A 17126-nucleotide genomic window follows, 5' to 3' on the forward strand; every position below is an offset into this window, starting at 1 on the left:
ATACCCATTTATATTAATATTATTAAAGTTTTATTTTTAGGAGGAAGAGAAAATGGCAAAATTTGTATGTTCAGTATGTGGTTATGTACACGAAGGAGATGAAGCACCAGAAAAGTGCCCAGTATGTGGTGTTCCTGCAGATAAGTTTAACAAGGTAGACGAAGGTGAAAAGACATGGGCTGCAGAACATGTAGTTGGTGTTGCACAGGGAGTAAGCGAAGATATTTTAGCTGACTTAAGAGCAAACTTTGAAGGAGAATGTTCAGAAGTTGGTATGTACCTTGCAATGGCTAGAGTGGCTCATAGAGAAGGATATCCTGAAATCGGATTATATTGGGAAAAAGCTGCTTACGAAGAAGCAGAACATGCTGCAAAATTTGCAGAATTGCTTGGTGAAGTTGTAACAGACTCAACAAAGAAAAACCTTGAAATGCGTGTAGACGCAGAACACGGTGCAACAGCAGGAAAATTTGATCTTGCAAAACGTGCAAAAGCTGCAAACCTTGACGCAATCCATGACACAGTACATGAAATGGCAAGAGACGAAGCAAGACACGGCAAAGCATTTGAAGGATTACTAAAGAGATACTTTGGTTAATTACGAGCCGAGCAAATATAAAATAAAAGTAGTTGGAAGAGGATGCTTGCATACTCAAACAACTACTTTTTATTTTATAATTATTGGGCGACAGCCCACATCGAGATGTGACGAAGTGGAATCGAGCTGGAGATTGCTCGTAATTATAAGCTAGAATCCCAGCAAATATAAAATAGAAGAGTCCTTATAAGAACTCTCTTACTAGAAAACACTATATGATAATAACTCTACTTGTAATATTTCTTCACTGCCTGAACAGCTTCATCTTTTGACAAATTAAATTTTTCTTCCACTTTCTTTTCAATTATATCTGTTGTTGCACCTAACTCTTTTGCCACTTCTATGAGTGCCTTTATACCTTCTTTTATACCCTCTTGTATACCTGCCTGCATTCCTTCCTCTATGCCCTGCTGCTTGCCCTCAAGAACCATGTCTTCTAATGCCTTACACATATTAACTTTCTCCTTATTTTTCTCATACTGCTTCATATCTATCTCTACCTTTCCAAATGTTTTTATCATTCTAGCAGATTCAATGTCCATATGTAAATAATATTCATGATTGTTTTCCAAAATTTCTTTAACTTTTGCCACGCTGTCTGATGCATTGATAAACTCTAACACTTTTCCCAGTTCGGTTTTAAATTTTGAGAAGTCCTTTATGTCTTTTGGCTCTATTATATTGATGTGATAATCATTTACATATCTTAAAATATCCAGATCTGTTTCTTTAAACATTTCATATAAACTTTTCGGTCCATCCCAGGCTTCATTGCCCCAATATAGCACCAATGTTATAACAGGTGTGATTTTATCACTCTTTGTTATTCCTGACAGATATTCTGCCGGGCTTAATTTATCTTTTTTCTTTTTGTGATCTTTTTCTATCCTGTTGACCTGCCCTGAATAATTCAATGCATCATAAAGTATGTTTCTTACAGGCATTGCATAATGAACCTCTGACTGATTCTCTATTCCCAAAAGAAAATATGTATAATGGTTGTCACTTTTTATTACACACTTTTTAATAATGTCTCTATACTTTTCAACAAAAGTGTTTTTATACTTCTCACTGTAGGGAAGGGCTATTTCGCTTATGCTTTCTTCTTTTAAGTTTTCTGACTTTATAACCTGCTTTCCATTGTATAAATAATAATTAAACACATCTGCAAACTTTTCATTGTCTGACATGTACTTTTTTGCTAACAAATCCTGTTTTCCCATACCATAACCTTTCTTTACTCATCTAATTATTGTTTCTTGTTTCATTTTATCACAAATTGTATAAGTATACATGTGATATAGTATTTCTCTTAGTTTGTCAACATATTATTTTATATTAGCAACATATTATACAAGAGTTTGTGTTTTTTACAAAAAAATACCTGCCACATTTCTAATATGGCAGATATTTTAGGTTATCTTTCTATTTAAAATATAAATTGTTATTCTGTTGTTTCATCTTTCTCATCACTATGTACATCTTGCTTTTTACCCATTTTAATGCACAATATCAAAGAAACAACGTATATCGCCAATGGTATTATAGTATATAACAGCAAACTAATTATGCTCATATCTATTTCCATCATCCATTTTATATTCATTTCCGGTAATAAATTCCATATATAATAATCACTTCTTCCTATTGTAACATGCATAGGGAAAATATCATATAATAATTGTGTAGAAATTACATTTGATAATACTCCTATTGATATTACAAAAATGCTCAATACCATTTGTACATTTTTAATTATATAGCCTTTATGAGATGTATATATTTTGGTAATGAATAGTATTGATATAATTAACGGTATAATCAGACACGTACTATTCCTTAAAATATATAGTAGTCCTACAATCACATCTAACATCGACAATATTGCATCATAACTTATCATATATACCATATACAAGATAATCCTGATTATTATACACGCTATGGTTAAAATCAATGGTATATATTTTTCTTTTCCAAGTTTTCTTAATTGATGTTTTTCTATCTTCTGAACTTTTTGCTTTTGAATTTCTTTTTCAATGCTTTCTTTATCTATTGCCTTTCCACAATGAGGACAAGTTGTTGCAAATTCAGAAACTGCCATATTACAATTCGGGCATTTGATCATCCTCTTCGTCCTCCATATTCTTTTCCAAAAGTTCTATTATACGTTGATTCTGTTCCTGTGTAACTTTGTCCGGAAGACTTAGCACATAAATATATCCAAATATTCCAAGCCAGAAGCACCATGCCCACGCATGAACTTCATCTCCATATCCTTTCATTGCAGCCACTTCAGACATTTTATATGCCAACACAATATTAGCTACAAAAATTGCAATTATCACACCATAAATAAATATTATTAGTTGTTCCATATTTTTTCTCCTTTTTCTATTGTATTTTATTGATAAAACTATTTTAACATATGACATATACTGTTTTTTTCAACAACTGACCCCTACAAAATCATTCAACTAAAATATTATTTGCTATTTTTGTAGGTAAACCTTTTATTGAAACTTTTGTTTTTCCGACTACATATTATCTTTGCATAAATCATATACTTTATTATAGTCACTGAATCGTTCAGTATGTTTTATCTGTTGCAAATATTTAATTGCCACAAAGCCATTATCATCAGCATACAAACTCAGTTGTGCCTGTATATAACAATATGTATCATAATCGCTATTTTTAATTTCTTCAGCTTTTTTCTCTACTTCAGATTTATGATTCTTAGCTAAATCTTCTGTTAACACTCCATTGTCAGAAAATTTTTCTAAATCCATACTTACCTGCTCTTCTTTTGTTGGTGGTGTTACAGCCTTGTATATTGCATGTCCGCCAAAAATTATTACAAGCGCCGAGGCAATTATGGCAAAGGTTTTTATAGATTTTTTTCTTCGTCTTTCTTCTTCTATTTTTTTGATTGCACGTTGTTCTTCTTCTATTCTTTGTTTTTCAAGTTCTTTTTCTTTCTCAGCTTTACGTCTTGAATCAAACTGTGATTGTAAATATTTTTCATCTACTTTTTTATTCCACCATTTCACTGTTTTTCCACAATTATAGCATGGCTCCTCTACTTTATCAGTCTCATTGTAATTATAAGCTCCACATCCACATACATCTATTTTCCCCAATTTTTGTGGAACATAAATTCCATGTTTCAGAGTTATCTCAGGAATGTTTTCGTAAAACTTTAACTGCTGCAAGCATTCTTCATTTAATATCTCTTCGGCAAATTTCATATTACTTTTTTCAAAATGTTTAGTGCCATCTGAAGTCCATACACTTCCATCTTCATATACAACTTTTGTACATGTAATAATTATCTTTCTAGTATATGCATTCTGAAAATATATAGGTTCCCTGCCTCCGAACTCTTCTCCTCTGGCAACTACTTTGTCCTGATATATATACTCAATGGGTTCTCCTAACTCATGATTTTCTATGTCAAAACATTTAACATTAATGTATGTTGCCAAAATATTTTTCATCCCAATATTTCTTAACTTGATCTGTGCAAATATACTGTTTTTAACATTGTCTTTTGTCAATGCATATTTTTCAATAAACAATGGGCAATCCGGCATGTAATATTTTTCATAAATATATAACTGTTTATAATGTTCCATTTTTATTCCTCCCTTTTGCATATATTTGATGATAATATTTTAACATATGACATATACCGTTTTTTTCAACAACTGACCCCTTAGTACTTTTACACATTTTAGCAAGTGCATTTTTCTAAGATATATTGATATTTTTTTATAGGAATTTCTTATTCGCTATTTTTCATATTAGCTAACCTCCTTTTTTATTCTTATACTATACCTTTAAATACTTTGTTGTATTAACTTCCTACAGTTCCACTATATTTCCTGAAAGCATATTTTTATATTTATTATCACAAGTTACAAAAATAACCTGGTTACCGGCATCAGCAAATTTCTGAACCAACTTACACGCTTGCTCTGTTCTGTTTTCATCCATCTCTGTAAATGGGTCGTCAAAAACTACAAGACCGCCTCCATTAGGAAATAAATGTTCAAGTATTGCCAGTCTAAAGGCAAGGGCAATTGTATCTTTTGTACCCTCTGAAAGAATTTCATAAGTCATGTGATTATTACCACTTTGAATATTCACATCCATATTTTCATCCATAGACTTAAGATTAATTCTGCCATCAGTAATTACAGAAAGATACTCTGCAAACCTATCCTGAACATCAGACATTGTACTTTCGCCAGCCATATTCTCACGAGTCGCTTTAAGAACTGCTAAAATATGATTCCATCTTTCGCAGTCATCCTTAAGTTTCTGAAATTCTATTGTTGCATCATCAATTTGAGTTCTCAAATCCTCAGGTGCCACATCACCAAGCTCTTTTTCATGCTCACTGAGAGCTTCCTTTGCCTCTTCAATCTGGTTGGTAGCATCTTCAATATTGGAATTAAGTGTTTCTTTGTAAACTTTGGCATCTTCAATATCACGATACTTCTTTGGAATGTTTTCAACGTCACCCTGTTGCGAATCGATCTCTGCAAGTTTGTCTTCTGCTTCTTCAAGTTTTTTCTTCATGCAATCAACAGGTGCTTCGGCATCGTATTCTCCTTCTATGGAATTGCACTTCTGTTTTAACATTGCTTCATAAGAATCTATTGATTCAGAACCGCAAAGTTCCTTAATCTTCTTATCAAGTCCCTCCAGTTCTGAAGACTTTTCCTTATGATGTTCATAATCTTCATCAAGCTTATCAAGATCTATGCCTTCTATAAGATTATCATAATCTTTCTGAGCAACACTTAAATTATGATATGCTTCTGTATACTCCTCTCTCTTAGTTCTAAGTTCATCAAGATCCTTTACTTTGCATTTTGAAAGAAGTACTTCTCTTTCCTTATTATTTTCATCAAGCTGTCGCTTAACATTTTCCACATCTACGCCCTTTGCTGCAATTGTCATACTCATAACACCTGGAACTGTAATCTCTACAGTTTCATTAATATCAAATTCACCGGCAGAAATATCTACGTCCTTGCCTGTAGCAACTGATTTGACCTGAATGTCGGTGTTTCCAAGCTTCTTAATATTAGCTACAAGATTAAGATTAGAAAGCTGTGCTTGCAAACTGTTAATATCTGACTCAAGATCAACAAGCTTTTTATCATCTTCAGCGGTTATTTCTGTCTTCCCTTCGATTGTTTTTTTTGCCTCATCAAGACTATCTTTTGCTTCCTGGATTTCTTTATACTGCGAAATTATAGTCTGAGCCTTAGCAAGCGTCTTTAAATGCAAAGCTTCTTCATAGTCTTTGAGAAGCTGTGGATATTCCTTTAAATCTGCAGAAATTTTGTTTCTCGCCTTTAAATACTCATCCTTAAGTTTCATATTACTATTATAAGTAGCAAGCGCTACTTCATAACGCGCATACTCTTTCTCTTCATTCTTGTAATTTTCCAGCTTTTCTTTAGCTTCATTGATTTTGTTATTGTCATTATCAATAGCTTTTTCAGCAAGTTCACTCTTCTGCAAAGTACCCTCAAGTTCTGCTTTAGTATAATAAGCCTCCAGAATAGCTCCTACACCTTGAACCCATTTATTTTCAATTCCTCGTTTTTTATCAGGACCATCATTTACAAAATCCCAATGTCCACTAAGTGCATCAATCTTTTCCTGAATAATCTTTTCAATTTCTTCCGGAGCAATCCCTTCTGTTGATGACATTCCTTCGGACGCAATAATAGAAACCAAATCCTGTTTTACAAGTGCTTTTTTGTCTAGCTTGTTTAAAATGTGTTCAACCACATTTGCCTGACTTTTTTGAGATGCAAAAACCACATCATCATAAAGCCCCCTCTTGTAAACCAATTCACCATCAATTATCTCTCTAATCTTTTTCTCATTTGCAATAATTCCGTCGTTTGAAGACTCTAGTTCACACATCTCTGAAGCCCCCCACTTCTTCTGAAGGGTATACAGACCATCATCTGTAGCGAACACTAACGTTCCATCTACAACATCTCCCTTGGAATCAGAAGGCATAAATCTTGCAATGAAATCTTTGTCTTCTTTCTTACTCCTACTAAGCTTAGAGTCTCTATATAAAGTCTGATAAATAAGCTCAACCATGGTACTTTTACCAGTCTCATTATTACCAACCAATACATTTAGTCCTTCTTCAAATTCAACCTCTTTATTCTTAATACCTGCAAACTGTCTAGTTTTAACTGATTTAATATTCATATGTACAACCTCCTCTATTTCAATGATTTCACAATATCGTACGCCATCTGAAGCTCCACCGGATCATCCAATAACCCTTTCAAAAATTTGGCTGCAAAACCAATCTCTGAAAATTCATTTTCAATCTTTTCACTGGTAATTTTCTCACTTAGATCATTATCATAAATCATGTGATCCAAGAATCTACTAAGTTGAGCCTCGTAAATTGCTTCTTTTTTCTGATATTCAGATGCATCTATACTTCCGGAGATTGTCAGTCTTACAATTGAGTTGCTAGAATAATCTTTTACCAATTCTTCGATAGTCTTTTCTAAAGACTTATTGTCTGTAGCATTAAAAGCCAACTTCTCATCGTAGTATCTTATTCTTCCGGTTACTACACGCTTAGCCAGAATTTTCTTAATTCCATCATTGTTCTGCAATGTAATCACAAAGGCATTACCTTCTGTATTATTGTGCAAATCAAGTTGTTCATGTGTTCCGGCATTAAAAATAGTATAGCCGGTCTTTTCCTCATTAGCTGGAATTGCAGGTTCTGTCACATGAGCATGTCCCAATAACCACACATCCATTGGAATACTGTCAAGCTCAGTTCTAGTCATTGGAAAATACGCCCCTTCTGTATCAATTGCAAGTCCTTCCAAAGCGCCATGAGCAATACCAATATTATACTTGCTCACACCATCAATATTCTCTTCCTTTATCCAATCCAAGCGATTAGTGTCACTATGCTTACTATCGCAATAAGCAGGATAAAAAGCAGCCGGTCCATCACTACTATCAAATTCATACGGCTGATATTCATTAAGTACAATAATATTGCTATGAGCATCTGCCATAGTCATAAAATCATTCCACAGCTGTTCATTACCTGAATAAAAATCGTGATTTCCGGGAAGCACCAAAACATTCTGATTAAAACCTGCAAGAATCTCAACTACACGTTTAACATCCTTTTTTGTTATTGCATAAGTATTATCAAAAAGGTCCCCTGTAATAACAAAGAACTCACATTGCTCTTTTTCTGCAGTTTCAATCATATCCTTAAGACAAGTGAATCTGCTTTCTACCAACAGATTTTTAATACTGTATTTATCAAATTTTCTTCCTATGTGATTATCACCTGTAACAAATAACTTCATTCCGCTATCCTCCTACTATCTTCTATTTTTCGTCATTTTATTAACTAGCTCTTCCAGACTACTGCACTCGCGTGCATCCAGTATGTATTAAAGGCTGTCTGAATAATTAATTTCAATTTTTATTAAAAATCAATTCTACCGGGTCATCCCATCCCGGACTCTTATCTGTCATTCCCTCATATCTTATATAAATCGTATCTCCTTTTCTTTTCATAAATTCTTCCAATGGCATAATATAAGGATCGGGACCAGATATTTGTCTTACTCTACTGCATACAAATTCGTATTCATCTTTTGCCTCATCTTCGTTACTAAAATAAATATCATAAGACGAAACTTCTTCTTCCTCTTGCATTGTTACCTTGCCATTATTTCTCTCTATAATAACATCATGTGAAAGACCACAATAACAATCAAGTATTGTCGCATATACTTCATAATGAAAATTTCTAAATATTTCCTTGTCCGCTTCCGATTCCTGCAGCTCTGCAAGTTCATCTATATAGCTATTTATTTCTGCCACAAGGCTTAGAACAGTATTCTCAAGACCTCCTGATGCTTCATCAAATATTATGCTTCTATTCTCTGAGTCATATTCGTCAACACTATAAAAAACATATTTCTGATTTAGTATTTTGTGTTCCAAAATTTCCTTTATTATTTCAAATTCTTTGTCAGTATTTGCATCCAACCTAAAGTCACAATAAACTTCTGCCATATTTTTATCTCTCCTTATCTCGCATTTTTCCGTTCTTAACACTTTATTTTTCATATTTTCCTAAATTGATTCTTTCCCTTGCAGCAATTTCAATCAGTCTGTCATCTGATGCACTTTCTACATCCGACAAGCCACCCATTGCCATACCAGCACCTCCAAACATAGCCGTACCATAATAATCTTCCAAATCATTTCTTAAAGCATCGTAATCCATATCTTTGTTCATAACTTTCTCCCTTCTTCCATATTTTCCCTCTGTCTCATAGTAATATTTTACCATGTTTTTTGTTAGTTTTTTTCAAAATTTGACCTTTTTGCACAATTTTTTTCATATAAATTTTCACTAATTGATAAATACCTTTTATGTAATAATTATTTCAACAAATTACTTATTACATAAAAAACAGTCCTACAAAATTTTTCAACTCTGTATTTCTTCTTTTCATAAATGATAATAAATAAAGAAATGCCTGTTTAAATTCTGTAAAACTGTTTCTTACGTTGTATAGTTATATTCTATTTTTTAACTTTTCTTGTTTTAGACCAACGGCTATGAATTTTTCTTCCATTAACTATAGCGTAGGTTCTTATTTTAAATAAATAAGTTCCTTTGGATTTCAGCCTGCTTACATCAGCCGTCATTCCTGTAGCACCTTTTTTCTTTTTGCTCTTTTTTATGTTTTTAATTGTTTTCACTTTTTTAAATTTTCCTTGGGTGCCTTTTCTCATATACACCTCAACGCCTTTGCTGTTGTCTTTTATTACTCCCCATGACAAAATCCATATGGTTTTGCTTTTTCTTAAAGTTAATTTAGGCTTTTTAGGCACGCCTCTAACATATGTTGACCAAATGACTGACCAGGTTACTTTATTATTTTTTCCATGACAATTTTACAGAATGGTAATTCAGTTCTTTTACACTTTTTATTTTGAATTTGCCTGATGGTGTAATATCAAAATATCATTTCGTAATTTTAGTATTATTCCTGCCTTACGTTGTCTGATTTCCTGAATCTTCTGTTGGGTTTATATCAGATGTACTATTTGGGCTTGTTTCTGTTGGTCCAACCGGTGTATTTTCCTTAGTTTCAGATGTTTCAGACTCACCAGATTCTGTTGATGTATTGTTAGTCACTTCCGTTGTTACATTACCGCTTGCCTCTGTTGTTGTATTATCTGATGTCTCTCCATCATTGTTTTCAAATTCATAGGCATACCTTTTTTTGCCAGTTCAATATTGGGATTTTTTATTGTCATAGTAGTTAATTCAGGGCAATTAGCAAAAATTTGATCCTTTATCTCTGGTACCTTACTTGGAATTGTGATTTCTTTAAGTTTTGCATCACATTGAAACGCATAATTTTCAATGTATTCAATACTTTCAGGCAGGTAAACATATTCAAGTTCTCTTTTATAACTCATCCCTGATGTCTCAATTCCTTCAACTCCATTACCTATTATTACAGTTTTACAGCCTAACTCCGGCAACATAGTTTTTTTAATAATAACACCTTTATTACCAACAAAATAGAATCCAGCCGTATAACCTACCACATTTTCCCCACCATCAGGCCATGATTTTGGAAAATTTACTGCATATCCTGTTGTTACGTCTTTCATATTATTACATCCGTAAAAAGCATTATCTTCAATTGTTCCACATGGAATTTTATCGTAACCTCCATTTGGATTTGCGTTAGATGGCAAAAAATGTATACAGATTCAAGTCCCGTACAATTAAAGAATGCCTAGTCAGACACTCTGCTTATATGCTTAAGTAATACTATTTCTCCCCTCCTGCCACGCATAACCTCTTATTAAGTTCTATAAATATAAGATCTTTCGTGTTATTTTACGCTTGTATTTTATATATAAATTATATCACACCATACCACTATAGTCATTTTTACTGCAACTATTTATATATAAAAATACCTGCCACAATTCGAATGTGACAGGTATTTCAAACTGATTTTTCATTTTATACATGTTTTTTCTTTTTTATTTTACCCTTGCTAATAAAAGAATACTTATGTTGTTCTCCCTTGATGGTTTTAACTTTATGTCTTTCCTCTCAACCTAAGTATCTACCTATATAGTATCTATAAATACTAAATTATAATATCCTGGTTTCAAGTCCGTACTAATATAACCATATGCATCAGTAAAACTCTCTCCCACTGCTATATCAGGTGAATATACTGTTCCTGTTTCAACTACACTACCATTTGAATCATATAATTTCCATCCAACAGGTACATATGAACTATAATTTGATCCATTAGCATCGTAAGTTTTCTTTCCTGAAACAAATAATTTAACACTAAACTCATTATCAGAACTATAATAATCTTTTTCATATAATATATGGCGTTTTTTTCAACAACTGCCCCCTCACACATCATTTTTTCCACTCATTCAACTTTAATAAAAAATAGCTGATTGAGAACACAATATTGTTATATGAACTCAATCAACTACTTTTTTCTTTACTGTACTATAAACGTATATCCATTTTCTTTTGCCCAGGTTTCTGCAAACGAACCTTTCACTCCCTTTATTTCCGTTAGGGCATTACAATTTAAAAATGTACCTTCACCTATAGCAGTAACGCTACTTGGAATTGTTATACTTGTTAAATTAATGCATCCTAAGAATGCTATAGTCCCGATACTCGTTACACTCTTTGGAATTACTATACTAACAAGACTGATACAACCAAAAAATGCACCATTAGCAATACTTGTTGCCCTATCTGGAACTATGGCGTTTCTTAATTTTTTACAATTTTTAAATGCATTATCTCCTATACCCACCACATTATTTGATGTTTTTATACCTATTTGTACATCAGATGTAATAATTTCAGTAAGATCTGTACATTCATCAAATGCGCTATTTCCTATATAGGAAACCTGTTTGTTAATAGTGATACTTTCCAAACTACTACATTCAGAAAATGCCAAATTCCCTATATCTGTTACGCCTTTTGCTGTGACATTAACTAAACTTTTACAACCTTTAAACGCAACTTCTCCTATGCTTGATACAGTATTTGGAATTGATATATTCCTCAAATTACTACAGCAATAAAAAGCGCCAGTTTCAATTCCTGTTGCATTATCTGGTGTTGCTATTTCTGTGATACTATCTGAAACTATAACTCTATTCAAACTAGTACATTGATTAAATGCATAATGTTGTATAGTTGCTACACTATTTGGAATCGTAACGCTAATCAATCCACTACATCCCGAGAAAGTGCCATCGGATATACTCGTTAAGCCTTCCGGAATTATTATACTTTCCAAATTAATGCAATTTCTAAATGCATCATTTCCAATGTAAGTCATTGTTTTGGGCATATCTATATTTTTTAAATTAGTACATTCTTTAAATGCCAAGCCACCTATACTTATAACACTATCTGGTAAGGTTATATTTCTTAAATTAGTACATTTATAAAATGTTGTTCCACCTATACTTGTCAGGCTCTCTGAAATTGTTATATCATCTAAATTGCTACATTGAGAAAATGCTCCTGCACCTATATCGGTTACACTGTTTGGTATTGTGATACTTTTCAAACTGCTACATTCAGAAAATGCTCCTTCACCTATATCGGTTACACTGTTTGGTATTGTGATACTTTTCAAACTGCTACAAGTTCTAAATGCTCCTTCACCTATTTGAGTTACCCCATTTGGAATTATCACTTTTTGCAAATTATAACAATTCTCAAACGCTCTCAGACCTATACTTGCACCACCATCTAAATCTGTTTCTTTTGCAAATTTATTTGAATTTGTTATACTCTTCAAACTACTACAACCCCTAAACGCACTATATCCTATATTTATTTTTCCATCCGTTAATGTAATATTTTCTAATTTACTACATTCACAAAAAGCTACATCTCCTATACTTGTCACACTCTCTGGTATTTCTATATCAATTAAATTTCTGCATTGAGAAAATGCTCCATCCCCAATACTTATCAAATTATCGGGAAGTATAATCCTTGACAACTCACTGCAATAATCAAATGCACCACTTTCTATCTTCTTTAAACTATCAGGAAGCGTCATGTTTTTTAAGCTGCTACATCCACTAAATGTGTTTTTTTCTATACTTGTCACACCTTCAGGAAAATCAATTTTTATTAGTTTATAACATCCTTCAAATGCACTTTCTCCTACCCTTGTCAGACCATTGGGGATTGTTATATCAGTTAAATTTGAACAGTACTTAAATGTACCATTTTTTATATTTGTCACTCCTTTTGGTATGATAATTGAATATAATAATTTGCATCCACTAAATGCACTTTCTCCTATATTGGTTACACTTTCAGGTATAGTAATTTCACTTAATGTACAACATTCATTAAATACATTATCTCCGATGCTTTTTAAACTATTTGGAAGAATAATTTTTTTCAGACCATTACATTTATAAAATGCTTCATTCCCTATACTTACAACCCCATCTGGTATTGTGATACTTTCTAATTCGCTATATCCAACAAATGCACGTTCTCCAACAGCAACAACTTTTTTCCCATTGATTGTATTTGGTATGACTACATTACTGTCATATCCTTTGTACCCAGAAACTTCTACACCACCATACACTTCTTTTGTTTTAAATGGTGTCGCCTGAGTTGTAGGTTGTTCTGTCGTAGGTTGTTCTGTTATGGGTTCCGTTGGTTTGACTGTCGTAGGTTGTTCTGTTATGGGTTCCGTTGGTTTGACTGTTGTAGATTCTGTTGGTTTGACTGTTGTTGGATGTTCTACATTATTATTTGAATCCTTAATGTACGGTAATTTGACCGCAACATCTCTGTTATAATCAGTCATTCCCAAATTTGCCAACGATATTTTAACTTTGCCACCTATTACTCTATCCATCAAAACAAAATTTAATCTCAAATAAGTATTTGCATAATCTTTAATTTCATCTTCAGAAGATGCACCTCTATTACTATTTATTACATAACCTACAGTAGTATTTTTGTTTTTAGTATATTTTGCTCCCTCAAAATTAGACTGTGCTGTATAGTTAAAAAAAACACTTGATATTTCATATTTAATAATTGGAGATTTACTCATATTAAACCATATTGTGCCCTTTTCACTCATATTTGCCACAACTTCAAATCTATACATATCTGTATTTTTATTATATATTAAGCTACATTCATAAATAAGATCATTATGATATATTTGCACATATTTATTTTCAAAATTATTACTTGCTAGCCCATTTGAAATAATAAAATTTTTCAACTTATTGTAATAATCAGTAATTGACAATTCTTGTTTCGAAGGTTTAGTTATTGGTTGTTCCGTCTGCTTTGTAGTTGGCTGTGGTCTTATATGTTTTGTAAATTTTTTCCTTATCGTAACCCTGCATCGATACTTTTTCTTTCCTACTTTTGCAGTAATTGTTGTTTTGCCGGCTTTCTTCCCCTTAACCTTACCTTTTTTTGTAACTGTAGCAATATTTCTGTTAGATGAACTCCATCTTACTTTATTTTTGTTATTTTTTAACTTCAAAGTAACTGTCTTTCCTACATAAATAGTTACAGTTGTCCTACTTAATTTTACTTTTTTTGCTGCACTTACATCCATTGTTGGTATCATCGATATTGACAAAATTAATGTTAGTACAATAGCTATTTTTTTCTTTATCTGTTTCATAGTTTGACATTTCCTTTCTCTATTTTTCCTAATACTTCATAAGTTCGTTTACTTGTAATCCCTTTTCACAAAGTACACGAACAGCTTCAATAAATGATGGCAATTTTTGTTCTTTTTGAAAATCTTCTATCCTTTTTACTAATTCTAAATCTTTTTCTCCAAATTTAACTTGCTTAGCCATATTACTACCTCTTTCTACAATTTCAATGATAAAACTATTATACCATACACTCTTTCCCACTTTTTTCAACAACTGACCCCTCTCTAACCAATTTTCCCACAAAAAAGATATGCTATCTACCACTTTGATAGATAGCATATCTTTTTACTTTTATCCTTTCATTTTCTTTACCTTAGACCATCGGCTGTAAACCTTTTTGCCATTTACAACTGCGTAGGTTCTTACTTTAAAGAAATATGTAACTTTTTTATCCAAAGAACTACGGCTACCGGACATACCGGTTATACCTTTTTTGTTCCTTTTCTTTTTAAGTTTATTAACTTCATTTACCTTTACAAATTTACCTTTTTTGCTGGTTTTCATGTACACCTGCAATCCTTTGCTGTTATCACCAATTATCCCCCATGTCAGTGTCCATTTACTTTTGGTCTTTTTTATGGACAACTTAGGTCTGTTAGGTGTACCCTTTACATAAATTTCTTTAGTACCTGACCATATGACTTTACCATCATTTGAAGTAGTTTTTATTTTGTAAAAGTATTTCTTTCCGGCCTTAACTTTTGAATCGGAATAAACACCACTTTTCAGTTTCTTAACCGATATGTATTTTCCCGACTTCTTTTCAGCCCTATATATCTCATAATCCTTTGATGTGTTTATCTTTTTCCATATCAATCTGACTGTATGATAATTTTTCTCTTTTACACGGCTTAATGAAAGTTTTTCTTTTCTGCCAGTTTCGCCGGATGTCACAACTTCAAAAGATTGTTTTTCGGTTATAATTGTAGTAGAAAATATTTTATCGGTAGTTAAATCTGATGTTGATTCTTCCGAAAAACTCTCATTTGTTTTGCTTTCTTCTGTTGTTGTACTGACATCTGCAGATGTAACATTGACAGTTGTTGAATTCATAGTAGTTTCTTCTGTTTCAGTTGTATTTTCAGTCGTTTCTACTTTTTGGTCTGTTACAGTTTCTGATATTTTAGGAACAGTAGTGGACCCTGCTGTAGTCTCTGATGTAATTGAATCAGTGATAAGTTCTGGCGTTGTAATCTGACTTGTAGTTGTAATCGTTGTAGCCTGAGTAGTTGATTCCGTAGTAGTTGTTTCCTCTTCCTTATCAATATCAATACTGATAAACTCGATCCCATTTTCTTCAGCATACTGCTGTGCTGTAGAATTTCTAAAGCCATATATTGTTTTCAAATTCATAGGCATACCTTTTTTTGCCAGTTTGATATTAGGATTTTTGATTGTCATAGTAGTCAATTCAGGGCAATTATCGAAGGTATGATTTTCTATCTTGGGTACCTTACTTGGAATTGTGATTTCTTTAAGTTTTGCATCATATTGAAACGCATAATTTTCAATGTATTTAATACTTTCAGGCAGGTAAACATATTCAAGTTCTCTTTTATAACTCATCCCTGATGTCTCAATTCCTTCAACTCCATTGCCCATTATTACAGTTTTACAGCCTAACTCCGGCAATATATCTTTTTTAATAATAACACCTTTATTACCAACAAAATAGAATCCATCCGTATAACCTACCACATTTTCCCCAACATCAGGCCAGGTCTGATATTCAGAACTTTCAAATTTTATTAAGGTAATTCCATGTTCTTTTGCATATGATGCTAAACCTGATCTAAAATTTGCATGTATTTCTTCTACACTATCGGGCCATGATTTTGGAAAATTTGTTGTATATGCTGATGTTATTTTTTTTATATTATTACATCCATAAAAAGCATTCTCTTCAATTGTTCCACATGGAATTGTATCATAATGTCCATTTGGATTTGCGTTAGATGTTAAAAAAATGTATACAGATTCAAGCCCCGTACAATTAAAGAATGCATAGTCAGACACTTTGCTTATATGCCTGAGTAATACTATCTCTTTCAAACTTTTACAGTTTGCAAAAGCATTCTTGCCTATGATTTCAAGACCATTTGGAAGCTCAACTTCTTTAATATTTTTATAGTTTTTAAACATTCCATCAGGTATATTTGTAATTTCATTGTCCATGACAACTTTTAAAACCTTATCAGAGATTTCTGCCTTTTGAAGGTCATCAAACTGTTCTATATCTATCTCTCCCGTACCTGTAATACGCAGTGTTCCATCCTTTTCCAATTGAAAATAAGTCTGTGGACCACATTGACCTTTGATGTTTTTGTAAATTAAAGAATCTTCTGTAGTATTTTCCGATGTATTCTCTTCTTCTGCCTTTACAAAAGATGTAGGAACTACTCCTGCTACAACCATACTTAATATTACTAAATATGTAATTGTCTTTTTACAGCTCTTAAATATGTTCATAATCTTTCTACCCTCCTGCCACGAATAACCTCTTATTATGTTCTATAAATTTGAGATTTTTTGTGTTATTTTACGCTTATTTTTTATATATAAATTATATCACACAATACCACTATAGTCACTTTTACTCCAACCTAATATGTTATTTATATATATAAAACAGTCACAATTCGAATGTGTTAGATGTTTCAAAACTTTCATGCTT

At 32.4% G+C, this 17126-nt stretch carries 15 protein-coding genes; 1 reads left to right on the top strand and 14 read right to left on the bottom strand.

Annotation, left to right across the window (positions count from 1 at the left end; genetic code table 11):
* Window positions 1–52: 52 nt before the first annotated feature.
* A complete protein-coding gene (locus DWZ69_RS02425; RefSeq protein ID WP_117998361.1) occupies window positions 53–598 on the top strand; it encodes an NADH peroxidase in 546 nt (181 codons plus the stop codon).
* Window positions 599–825: 227 nt separating this feature from the next.
* Here DWZ69_RS02425 and DWZ69_RS02430 read toward each other — a convergent pair whose 3' ends face one another.
* The 14 genes from DWZ69_RS02430 to DWZ69_RS02495 all read right to left on the bottom strand — a co-directional run bounded on the left by DWZ69_RS02430 (window position 826) and on the right by DWZ69_RS02495 (window position 16921).
* Complete coding sequence (locus DWZ69_RS02430) at window positions 826–1821, bottom strand: Rpn family recombination-promoting nuclease/putative transposase (protein ID WP_118436039.1); 996 nt, start codon at window positions 1819–1821, stop codon at window positions 826–828.
* A 221-nt stretch (window positions 1822–2042) separates the two neighbouring features.
* Window positions 2043–2702 (bottom strand): hypothetical protein, encoded by a 660-nt coding sequence (locus DWZ69_RS02435; protein ID WP_147364251.1) that lies wholly within the window; start codon window positions 2700–2702, stop codon window positions 2043–2045.
* A 1-nt stretch (window position 2703) separates the two neighbouring features.
* On the bottom strand, window positions 2704–2976 hold the full coding sequence (locus DWZ69_RS02440) for a hypothetical protein (protein WP_118436043.1): 273 nt from the start codon (window positions 2974–2976) through the stop codon (window positions 2704–2706).
* 159 nt (window positions 2977–3135) lie between these two features.
* Window positions 3136–4236, bottom strand: a complete 1101-nt coding sequence (locus DWZ69_RS02445) for a hypothetical protein (protein ID WP_118436045.1) — start codon at window positions 4234–4236, stop codon at window positions 3136–3138.
* Window positions 4237–4465: 229 nt separating this feature from the next.
* Window positions 4466–6850: an AAA family ATPase gene (locus DWZ69_RS02450; RefSeq protein WP_118436047.1), complete on the bottom strand. Its 2385-nt coding sequence runs from the start codon at window positions 6848–6850 to the stop codon at window positions 4466–4468.
* A 14-nt stretch (window positions 6851–6864) separates the two neighbouring features.
* Window positions 6865–7992 carry a metallophosphoesterase gene (locus DWZ69_RS02455; protein ID WP_118436049.1) on the bottom strand — a complete coding sequence of 376 codons (1128 nt, stop codon included), beginning with the start codon at window positions 7990–7992 and terminating at the stop codon, window positions 6865–6867.
* A 112-nt stretch (window positions 7993–8104) separates the two neighbouring features.
* On the bottom strand, window positions 8105–8710 hold the full coding sequence (locus tag DWZ69_RS02460) for a hypothetical protein (protein ID WP_118436051.1): 606 nt from the start codon (window positions 8708–8710) through the stop codon (window positions 8105–8107).
* Between the two features lie 43 nt (window positions 8711–8753).
* Complete coding sequence (locus DWZ69_RS02465) at window positions 8754–8936, bottom strand: hypothetical protein (RefSeq protein ID WP_117998382.1); 183 nt, start codon at window positions 8934–8936, stop codon at window positions 8754–8756.
* A 290-nt stretch (window positions 8937–9226) separates the two neighbouring features.
* A complete protein-coding gene (locus DWZ69_RS11965) occupies window positions 9227–9406 on the bottom strand; it encodes a hypothetical protein (protein ID WP_147364252.1) in 180 nt (59 codons plus the stop codon).
* Between the two features lie 295 nt (window positions 9407–9701).
* The gene (locus DWZ69_RS12025) at window positions 9702–9845 is read right to left on the bottom strand and encodes a hypothetical protein (RefSeq protein WP_158573350.1); all 144 of its coding nucleotides are present in this window, start codon (window positions 9843–9845) and stop codon (window positions 9702–9704) included.
* Between the two features lie 8 nt (window positions 9846–9853).
* Window positions 9854–10417: a leucine-rich repeat domain-containing protein gene (locus tag DWZ69_RS02475; protein WP_118436055.1), complete on the bottom strand. Its 564-nt coding sequence runs from the start codon at window positions 10415–10417 to the stop codon at window positions 9854–9856.
* A 782-nt stretch (window positions 10418–11199) separates the two neighbouring features.
* Entirely contained in the window at window positions 11200–14412 is a 3213-nt protein-coding gene (locus DWZ69_RS02485) for a leucine-rich repeat protein (protein ID WP_118436056.1), read from the bottom strand.
* A 28-nt stretch (window positions 14413–14440) separates the two neighbouring features.
* A complete protein-coding gene (locus DWZ69_RS12030) occupies window positions 14441–14593 on the bottom strand; it encodes a hypothetical protein (RefSeq protein WP_158573351.1) in 153 nt (50 codons plus the stop codon).
* Window positions 14594–14743: 150 nt separating this feature from the next.
* Complete coding sequence (locus DWZ69_RS02495; protein ID WP_118436060.1) at window positions 14744–16921, bottom strand: leucine-rich repeat domain-containing protein; 2178 nt, start codon at window positions 16919–16921, stop codon at window positions 14744–14746.
* Window positions 16922–17126 lie beyond the last annotated feature (205 nt).

The sequence above is a fragment of the Eubacterium sp. AF34-35BH genome, from assembly GCF_003477765.1.
In the GTDB taxonomy this organism is placed as follows: domain Bacteria; phylum Bacillota; class Clostridia; order Lachnospirales; family Lachnospiraceae; genus Eubacterium_G.